General features: G+C 73.8%; 6 protein-coding genes. 4 read left to right on the top strand and 2 right to left on the bottom strand.

The window, feature by feature from the left end:
• Entirely contained in the window at positions 1 to 1,461 is a 1,461-nt protein-coding gene (locus ACFYOB_RS07660; RefSeq protein WP_388555942.1) for an aminotransferase class I/II-fold pyridoxal phosphate-dependent enzyme, read from the top strand.
• Here the strand turns inward: ACFYOB_RS07660 and ACFYOB_RS07665 are convergent.
• Entirely contained in the window at positions 1,436 to 2,116 is a 681-nt protein-coding gene (locus ACFYOB_RS07665) for a M15 family metallopeptidase (RefSeq protein ID WP_388555944.1), read from the bottom strand. The genes ACFYOB_RS07660 and ACFYOB_RS07665 overlap by 26 nt on opposite strands.
• 48 nt (positions 2,117 to 2,164) lie before the next feature.
• A complete protein-coding gene (locus ACFYOB_RS07670) occupies positions 2,165 to 6,181 on the bottom strand; it encodes a tetratricopeptide repeat protein (RefSeq protein WP_388555946.1) in 4,017 nt (1,338 codons plus the stop codon).
• A gap of 166 nt (positions 6,182 to 6,347) precedes the next feature.
• On the opposite strand from ACFYOB_RS07670, the gene ACFYOB_RS07675 reads away from it, so the two are divergent.
• The 3 genes from ACFYOB_RS07675 (at position 6,348) to ACFYOB_RS07685 (ending at position 9,297) form a co-directional block, all read left to right on the top strand.
• The gene (locus ACFYOB_RS07675; RefSeq protein WP_388555948.1) at positions 6,348 to 7,292 is read left to right on the top strand and encodes a nucleoside hydrolase; all 945 of its coding nucleotides are present in this window, start codon (positions 6,348 to 6,350) and stop codon (positions 7,290 to 7,292) included.
• Positions 7,293 to 7,507: 215 nt separating this feature from the next.
• Positions 7,508 to 8,635 carry a sensor histidine kinase gene (locus ACFYOB_RS07680; RefSeq protein WP_388555950.1) on the top strand — a complete coding sequence of 376 codons (1,128 nt, stop codon included), beginning with the start codon at positions 7,508 to 7,510 and terminating at the stop codon, positions 8,633 to 8,635.
• Positions 8,623 to 9,297, top strand: a complete 675-nt coding sequence (locus ACFYOB_RS07685) for a response regulator (RefSeq protein WP_388555953.1) — start codon at positions 8,623 to 8,625, stop codon at positions 9,295 to 9,297. The genes ACFYOB_RS07680 and ACFYOB_RS07685 overlap by 13 nt, the downstream gene beginning before the upstream one ends.
• The last annotated feature ends 47 nt before the right edge of the window (positions 9,298 to 9,344 follow it).

The following is a 9,344-nucleotide window of genomic DNA, read 5'->3' on the forward strand; positions in this document are numbered from 1 at the left end:
GTGAACAGCACCGCACAGCTCCGCGCCCCGTACGCCGACGCCCTGCGCTCCCACGCCGGGCGGGGCTGGCTTCGGCTGGGTGTTCCCGGGCACGCCGCCGACATCTCCGCCGACTCACCCCTCGTACGGGCCTTCGGAGCCGGCGTACCGCTCCTGGACTTCCCGCCGCTGCTCGACGGGATCGACCTCGGTACGGACACGCCGATGGACGAGGCGCTGGCCCTGGCCGCGGCGGCATGGGGCGCCCGGCGTACCTGGTTCCTCACCAACGGGGCCTCGCAGGGCAACCAGATCGCCTCGCTCGTCGCCCCGGCGCTCGGGCGCACCCTCGTCGTCCAGCGCAGCGTCCACTCCAGCGTGATCGACGGCCTGGTGCTGTCCGGTCTGGAAGCGGCCTTCGTCCACCCCTCCGTCGACACGGAGCAGGGCATCGCCCACGGGGTGACGGCGGCGGATCTGGCCGGCACCCTCGCCCGGCACCCCGACGCGGCCGCGGCCTACGTCGTCTCACCGAGCTATTTCGGAGCCGTCGCCGACATCCGCGCCCTCGCCGGCGTTGCTCACGCCGCGGGCGTTGCGCTGATCGTGGACGAGGCCTGGGGCGCGCACTTCGGATTCCACCCGGACCTGCCCGGCGGCGCACTGTCGCAGGGCGCGGACCTGGTGACCTCCAGCACGCACAAGCTGGCCGGCAGCCTCACCCAGTCCGCGATGCTGCACCTGGGGCACGGCCCCTTCGCCGAGGTGCTCGAACCCCTCGTGGAGCGTGCCCACCGCCTCGTGCAGTCCACGAGCGCGAGCGCCCTGCTCACAGCCTCCCTGGACCTCGCGCGGATGGCCCTGGTGACCGGCCGTGACGCCATCGGGGCCTCCGTCGAGGCCGCCGACAAGATCCGCGGAATGATCCGCGCCCTCGGCCGGTTCCGCGTCGTCAGCGACGGCTTCGGCCGGTTCCCCGACATCGCCGCGGCCGATCCGCTGCGGATCGCCATCGACACCCGCGCGGGCGGGATCCCGGGCCACGAGGCCCGGCGCCGGCTGTCGCGCGACCACCGGATCATGGTCGAGGTGGCCACCGATTCGGCGGTCGTCGCCGTGGTCGGGGCGGGCTCCTTCCCCGACGCCGACCGGTTCGTCGAGGCGCTGCACAGCCTGCCGTGCCCGCTCGGCGGCGGCGCCGACGAACCGCTGCGGCTCTCCCTGCCCGAGCCCGGCCCCACGCGCCTCACCGCCCGGGAGGCGTTCATGGGTCCCACCCGGCTGGTGCCGGCGGCCGAGGCGGTCGGCCTGATCTCCGCCGACACCCTGGCCGCCTACCCGCCGGGCATCCCCAACGTGCTGCCGGGCGAGACCGTCACCGAGGAGACGGTGCGCTTCCTCCAGCGCACCGCGGCGGCGCCGGGCGGGCACGTCCGCGGCGCTGTCGACCCGGGCGTCACGCGCCTGCGGGTCGTCGGCTGAGGGGCGGCGGGGAGGCCGGGCCGTAGAGGGCGGTGGGTGAACCGGTGGCGAGGGCCCAGTAGCGGTCCCCGTAGGACCAATGCCACCACTCCGTGGGGTAGTTGACCAAGCCGGCGGCGCCGAGGGCCGCGCCGAGGGTCTCCCGGTTCGCGCGGGCGGCGGGGCCCATGTGCGGCGCGTCGGTGTAGCAGGCGCCCGCGCTCTCCTCCGGGTCGGCGTTCACGCGGGTGCCGAGGTCGAGTTCTGTTCCGTCCTCCTCGGCGAGGGTCAGGTCCACCGCCGCTCCCGCGCTGTGCGGGGCTATCTCCGGCGGGGACACGTAGCGGCTCGCGAGGGCGTACAGCTCCGCCTCCGGGAGGCCGGGGCGCTCGGCACGCAGCCCGGCGAGGTACTCGTCGAAGTGCCTGCGCTGCAGAGCGGGCGGCCGGTATCCCTCGACGAACAGCAGGCGCAGGCCGTCGGGGAGCAATTCCTGGGCGTGCAGAAGCCGTTGGAGCACGCCTTCCCGCAGTAAGGCGTAGGAGCCCGCGTCGTCGGCCTTTCGCGGGTCGACCAGCAGGAGCCCGGCTTCCCGTACGTCGACGAGCGGCTCGCCGCGCTCGTGGACGGCTATCGCGGACACCTTGGGATCCGCCATCAGGATGATCTCGTTCATGGCCCGATCGTCTCACCGCCCGGCGCGCGCACGGTGAGGGTGCGGCGGTCAGTCGGGTCGACGGATCCCCCAACGCCGCCGGGGCTTGGGTTCGGCGGCCCGGCCGGCCTTGAACAGCGGGCCGCGGAGCGCCTTGGCGGCGTCCTCGTCGCCCGCGGCCGCGGCGCGCCGGTACCACTCCTCGGCCTCTGCCTGCCGGCCGGTGTGGAGCAGCACGAAGCCCATGTTCATCATGGAGTTGACGTCGCCCGCGTCGCCCGCGCGCCGCAGCCACGGCTCGGCCTCCCGCAGCCGGCCGGCCTCGCAGAGCAAGCTGCCGAGCGGGCCCGCGGCTTGGACCTCCCCGGCCTCGACCGCGCGCCGCAGCCACGGTTCGGCCTCCCCGGACCGGCCCGTTCTGTCCAGCAGGAGCCCCAGGTTGATCATCGAGCCCGCGTTCCCGGCCTCGGCCGCGCGCCGCAGCCAGGGCTCGGCCTCCTGCAGCCTGCCGCTCTCGCACAGCCGGGTGGCCAGGGCGGCGGTGGCCGCCACGTGACCGGTCTCGGCGGCGCGCCGGTACCACTGCTCGGCCTCGTCCGTCCGCCGGGTCTTCTCCAGCAGGACGGCGATGTCGTACATGGCACGGTCGAATCCCGCGTCGACGGCACGCCGGTACCACTGCTCGGCCTCCGACAGCCGCCCTGCCCCGTACAGCAGGGTGCCCAGGTTGCTCATCGAGGCCGCGTCACCGGCTTCGGCCGCGCGGCGCAGGAACCGCTCCGCTTCCTCCGCCCGGCCGGCCTCGTACAGGAGGACGCCCAGGAGACGGGCGGCCCGGAGGTGGCCCGCCTCGGCGGCGCGCCGGTAGTACCGCTCGGCCTCGTCCGTCCGCCGGGTGTACTCCAGCAGGACCCCGAGGCCGCACATCGCGTCGGTCTCGCCCGCGTCCGCGGCCTGCCGCAGCCACGGCTCGGCCTCCTCTCCCCGGCCGGTCCTCGCCAACTGCTCGCCGAGCAGGCCCATGGCCGTGACGTCGCCGGCCCGGGCGGACCGCTCCAGCCACGGTTCGGCCTCGGCGCTGCGCCCCGTCATGCCCAGCAGCCCGGCCAGCAGGGCGATGGCCGTGCGGTGGCCGGTGTCGGCGGCGCGCCGGTACCACGGCTCGGCCTCCTGCGTCCGGCCGGCTTTCGCCAGCAGGTAGCCGAGGTCGATCATCGCGGGTACGTGGCCGGCCTCGGCCTCGGCCCGGAAGACCCGTTCGAGCTCGGCCGTTTCGTCCGGGCCTCCGCCTGCCGCCTTCGCCCGCAGCTTGGCGGCACGGAGGCGGAACTCACTGGCTTCGCCGGTGAGGCCGAGCCGCGCCAGCAGGTCGGCGAAGAGGGCGTAGCCGCCGAGCAGGTCGTCGGTGAACTCGTCCGGTTCGTGCTCGGCGAGGTCCCGGTAGATCCGCGCCGCCCGGGCGGCCGCCACGAGTGCGTCGTGGAGGTCGGTGTCCAGTGTGGCCCTGGCGAGCGCGAACGCCCACAACCCACGGGCCAGATCGGGGAGGTGGGCTTCGCGGTCGACCTCGACGAGTTCCTCGCACAGGCTGACGGCCCATCGGGAACAGTCCAGTGACTGCTCCTGCAGGCCGAACTCTGCGAGGTACACGGCGTGGTTGCGCAGGGCCGCCGCCAGGTCGGGCAGGTGGGCGCGGCGGTCCTCGTCCGCCAGCTCGTCCCAGGCGTTGATGGCGCGTTGGGAGTGCACCAGGGCCTCTTCGCGCAGCCCGAACCTCCACAGGTGGCCGGTATGGGTGGTCAGCGCACCGGCCAGCGCCGGCAGGTGGGCGCTCCGATTGATCTCGGCCAGCTCGCTCAGGTTCTGGACGGCCAGCGCGGAGTCGGCCACGGCCTCCGGCAGGTCCCCGGCCGACGCGTGCCGGACCGAGTCGTTGTGTGACAACCTGGCCAGCAGGGGCCAGGAGACCGCGGGATCGCGCTCGCCCAGCCTCCGGTAGTGGTCCTTGGCACGGCGGGAGCAGTCCAGCGCCTCCTCGTGCCGCCCGGCCTCCGACAGCAGGTTGGCGTGGTTGTCCAGCGCCATCGCCAGGGAGCCCCGGTACGGCTCCGGGTCCGTGGCGGCCTCGTACAGCGACTCCATGAGGCCGAGTGCGCGCTCGGAGACGTCCAGGGCCTCCGCCCGCCGCCTGGCGTCGGCCAGCCGGTTCGCATGGTTGCCCAACGCCTCCGACAGCAGCGGCAGGTGGGTTTCCGGGTCCGCCCGGGCCAGTTCGCCGTAGAGGTCGACGGCCTGCTGGGAACGCTCCAGGGCCTGTGCGCGCTGTCCGGCGTGCGCGAGATCGATGGCAAGGGCGGACAGCGCCCCTGCCAGCTCGCGGGAGTGGGCGTCCGGGGCGGCCCGGGCCAGTTCGCCGTAGAGGTCCACGGCCCGCTGGGCGTGGTCCAGGGCCTCCGCCCGCCGCCCGGCGTTGCGGAGCTTCCTGTTGAGGTGGGCGTACAGCCGGGCCCGTTCGGCGTCGGTGGCGCCGGGCTCGGTGAGGGTGGCGAGGCGCACGGCGATCGCGGCGAGGCCGGTGTCCAGGTTGACGTGCGGCATCACGCCCACCTTGGCGAACGCGGCGTGTTCGATGGCGCTGAGACTCGCTCTGTCCGTGCCCGGTATGGCGGCGATGGCCACCAGCGCGGCGCTGCCGGCGTCGATGGCGAGGTCCGCTCTCTCCCGCAGCAGGGGATACAGGACCTTCTCGGCGAGGTGCGGCCACCGGTCGGCCGCCGAAGCCAGCAACGTGAGGGCGCGAGGGGCGCGGGCGGCGCCGCCGTGTGCGGTCAGCAGCGCTTTCGGGACCCCCGTCGCCCAGGCGTCCGCGCGGTAGCCGGTGACCGCGTGGCCCGGCACGGTCAAGGCCAGGAAGTCCTCGGCCAGCCGGTCGGGATACAGCGGTTCGAGCACCGTCTGCGGGTCGAGGGGCGGGTAACAGCGCGCGTGGTCCCGCAGCAGGGACCGTACGGCCTCGGGCACGGTGGCCAGGGACGCCCGTTCCAGCGCCGCCGCACCGTCCTCCCAGGTCGAGGCCCCGGTCAGGGCGGCGACGAACGACACGCTCGCCATCTCGTCCGGTGAGGTACGGAAGTCCAGCCCGGCCGCGCCGTTCTCGTACAGCCGCCTCCAGTGCTCGTGTTCCCGTTCCAGCAGGTAGGCCGACAGACCGGCCGCGTCATGAGGGGGCCTGCGGCCGTGGACGTGGGCGTCGACCGCGACCAGGGCGGCCATGTGCACGGTGAGCGTGAGTCCGAAGGCGGGGTGTTCCAGAGGGAGGGACGAGGGGGCCGTGGCGGCGTCGGTCCGCCGGTACAGCTCGGCGAACCTGGTGCGGGCGGCGGCGAACACGTACTCCCGACCGCCGGGGTCCGCGGGCAGGGCCTCCAGCTCCTGGTCCGAGGTCGCGGCCCGGTCGCCGATCATGGACTTCACGGCGGGCCACGCGTGGGCGGAGCGGGCCAGCATCAGCACGCGCACCGGTGTCCGCCGGCCGGGGCTGCCGCCGAGCACGCTGTTCGCGAACAGCCAGGCCAGGTCCCGCAGGGGCCAGCGGTCGGCGTAGTCCACCAGGACCAGGAGCCCGCGGCGGTCCCCGACGCGGGCGTCGACGCTGCCCCCGGACTCCGGTACGACCGCGCCTCCGTGCCGGGCGACGATCGTCTTCCAGCCGTACCGGGCGGAGGTCGCGGCCAGCTCATCGGCCAGCCGGGTCTTGCCCCGCCCGCCGGCACCGTGCAGCCAGCGGACCGCCAGGCCGCCGTCGCCGCCGTCGCACCAGTCCTCCAGCTCGCGCAGTTCGGCCTCGCGGCCGGTGAAGGGCACGACCGCGTTGCCCGCGTCGAGCAGCCGACTGGGCTGCCCGGCCCACGCGGGGTCGGGGGCCCCGGCGGGCGGCCGGTGCTCCGCCAGGAGGTACACCGGCCGGCCGTCGCCGTACACGTGCACGTCCGCGTGGATCGCGCCGTAGGCGAACCCTCCGAAGGCGTAGACGTTCTGGACGATCCTGGCCTGGCCCTCACCGTCCGGTAAGCCGGGAGCGGTCACCTTTGCCCTCCGTGTCCTGTCGGGGGAGGCGCCTCGGCGTCGCCACCTCCCGTCCCGACGCTACGAGGCGGCCCCACCCCGACGCAGCCGGATCCGAAAACGCCCGCGAAGATCGTCCGAAGAGGCAGACTGGTGTGTCGAACGCCCGAGATGTCGAGGAGTGAGCGTGCCCGTTCCGATCATCATCGACTGCGACCCCGGCCACGACGACGCCCTCGCGATCATGCTGGCGGCGGGCGATCCCGCCGTCGACCTGCTCGCGATCACCACGGTCGCCGGTAACCAGACACTCGCCAAGACGACCTTGAACGCGCGCCGCGTCTGCACGGTCGCGGGCATCACCGGCGTACCCATCGCAGCCGGCTGCGACCGTCCGCTGCTCCAGCCGCTGATGGTCGCGGACGACGTCCACGGCGAATCGGGCATGGACGGGCCGGGGTTCCCCGAACCCACCGTGGACGCGGTCCCCGAGCACGCCGTGGAACTCATCCACCGCGTCCTGACCACGCATCCGGAGCCCGTCACCCTCGTACCGACCGCGCCCCTGACCAACATCGCCCTGCTGCTGACCCGTTATCCCGAGGTGGTCCCGCACATCCGCGAGATCGTCCTCATGGGCGGTTCCACCGAGCGCGGGAACCGGACCCCGGCCGCCGAGTTCAACATCCAGACCGATCCGGAGGCCGCGGACATCGTCTTCCGCAGCGGTGTGCCGGTCACCATGTGCGGCCTCAACGCGACCCACCAGGCGCTCGCCACCCCCGAGGTGCTGGCCCGCTTCGAAGGGCTCGGCACGGATCTCGGGCGCATCTGCGTCGAGTTGATGACCTTCTTCGCCTCCACCTACCGCCGGCTGTGGGGCTTCGCGAGTCCGCCGCTGCACGACCCGGTCGCGGTCGCCCGCGTCATCGATCCGGACATCGTGCGCTGCGCCCCTGCGGCCGTGGTCGTGGAGCTGCACGGGCAGTACACGAGAGGAGCGACGGTCGTCGATCTGCACCGGTACACGGACCTCCCGGTCAACGCGCAGGTCGCGGTGACGGTCGACGCCGACCTGTTCTGGGACCGGCTGCTCGCCGCCGTGGCGACGCTCGGCTCGCGTACGACTTGACCGGAACGAGCGGGTTTCCGGATACCACTCTCGGCATACCATGCTGGGGCAAAATACGTGACGTCAGTGACGATTGCGGGCAGCGTGGCCCCAACCCCCGTTCCGCACGGGATGACGTCTGGGAACCCGCGGTGCCTCTGGTTCGGAGAGGCATGGTTTTGTCGGTGGGCTCCTTACCGATACGGCGATTACGGGCACTGCGGGGGACGACGGAAGTGGGGTCGGGGCTGCAGCGCGCGCGGTCCTTCATGATCGTGGCCACCCTGCTCTACCGGGCGAGCCATCTGACGGTCGGCGGCCTCGCCGTGGCCCAGCGCCAACGGGACCTTCCCCTGCAGTACGCGGGGCTCGCGGCGGCGCTCGGCCTGAGCCTGCTGGGCTACGGCACAGCCCGGCGGCGCGGCTGGTTCGACCCCCGGCACGTCTGGGCGGACGTCCTGGTCATCGGGTGCGTACTGCCGTTCGTCCTGATCGCGTGGGGCAACGTACGGGAGCCCGCCCTGATCGCCTGGGCGATGCTGCTCGGCGGATCGGCGAGCGCCGCCGCGGCCATCGCCCTCGAACGGTCCCAGGCCCTCGCAGCGCTCGCCCTCCTGGTGATCACCCACTTCATCGGCTACCGGGCGGTGGGCGCGAACTCCGCGATACTCGTCGGCCACATCAACTCGCTGCTGTCGTCGGCCGTGTTGGTCTGGGTCTTCTGGTGGTACCTGCGCCGCCAAGGACGCCTCCTCGACGAGGCCAACGCCCGTGCGCTGGCCGCCGAGGCCCACAAGGCGCGCTACGCCGAGCGGCTGGAGCACCACCGCGCACTGCACGACACCGTCCTCGCCACGCTCACCACCCTCGCGGCCGGCGGGGTCGACGCCAACGCCCCCGAGGTGAGGGAACGGTGCGCCCGCGAGGCCGCGTACCTGCGCCGGCTCATCCAGCAGACCGCCGACGAGGTCCACCACCGGGAGATCGGCGCCGCCCTGGAGGAGGCGGTCGGCTCGGTGGAGGGCCTGCAACTGCGGGTCACCGCCCAGTACCACGACCTGCCGAAAGTGCCGCCCGAGGTAGCGGCCGCGTTCGCGGACGCCGCGCGGGAGGCGCTCAACAACGTGCGGCGGCACGCGGGCACCGGACACGCCTACCTCACCGCCACGGGGGACAGCGACGGCGGCGGGGGAGCGGTCGTCACCGTGGTCGACCGGGGACCCGGATTCGATCCCGAGCGGTGCGTGCCCGGCCTCGGACTGCGCGGCTCGGTCCGCGGCCGGATGGCCGAGGTGGGCGGCCGGGCGACCGTGGACACCGCGCCCGGCGAGGGCGTACGGGTGGAGCTGCGGTGGCCCCGGTGATCACCGTCGCGGTGGTCGACGACGACCGTATGCTCCTCGACGGCATGCGCGCCTGGCTGGGCGGGGTCGCCGAGCTGCGGCTGGTGGCGACCGCCGCCACCGTCGGGGAGCTGCTCGGCCCACCGGAAGCGGAACTCCCGTACGGGCCCGGCGAGTCGGCGTACGTCCCGCCCGACGTGGTCCTCCTCGACCTCGCGCTGCGGGACGGATCCGCCCCCGCCGACAACATCCGGCGGCTGTCGGGTTCCGGAAGCCGGGTCCTGATGATCAGCACCGTCCCGGACCGCTCGCGGATCATCGAATCGGTCCGGGCCGGCGCCGACGGTTACCTGACCAAGGACAACGACCTGCCGACGCTGGTCGCCGCGATCAAGGACGTGGCGGCGGGCCGCGGGGCCCACTCCGTGGAACTCGCCTTCGCCTGCGCGCACGACACCGGTCCCGCCCGTCCCCGGCTCTCGCCCCGGGAGCGGCAGATCCTGCTCGACTACGCCTCCGGGCTGACCCTGAAGTCCGCCGCCCGGCGCGCGGGCATCACGGTCTACACGGCCAAGGACTACCTGGACCGGGTCAAGGCCAAGTACCAGCAGGCGGGGCGTCCCGCGTACACGAAGCTCGACCTGGCCCGCCGGGTGAGCGAGGACAGCCTCGACGGGAGCTGACCACCCGGCGCAAGCCCCCCAAACGGACGGCTACAGGCGAGTGCCGC

It is taken from the genome of Streptomyces sp. NPDC006463 (genome assembly GCF_042870715.1).
Lineage (GTDB): Bacteria > Actinomycetota > Actinomycetes > Streptomycetales > Streptomycetaceae > Streptomyces.

Coding starts and splice junctions, on each gene's coding strand:
- ACFYOB_RS07665 (WP_388555944.1), bottom strand. CDS start 2,116: ATGAACGAGATCATCCTGATGGCGGATCCCAAGGTGTCCGCGATAGCC.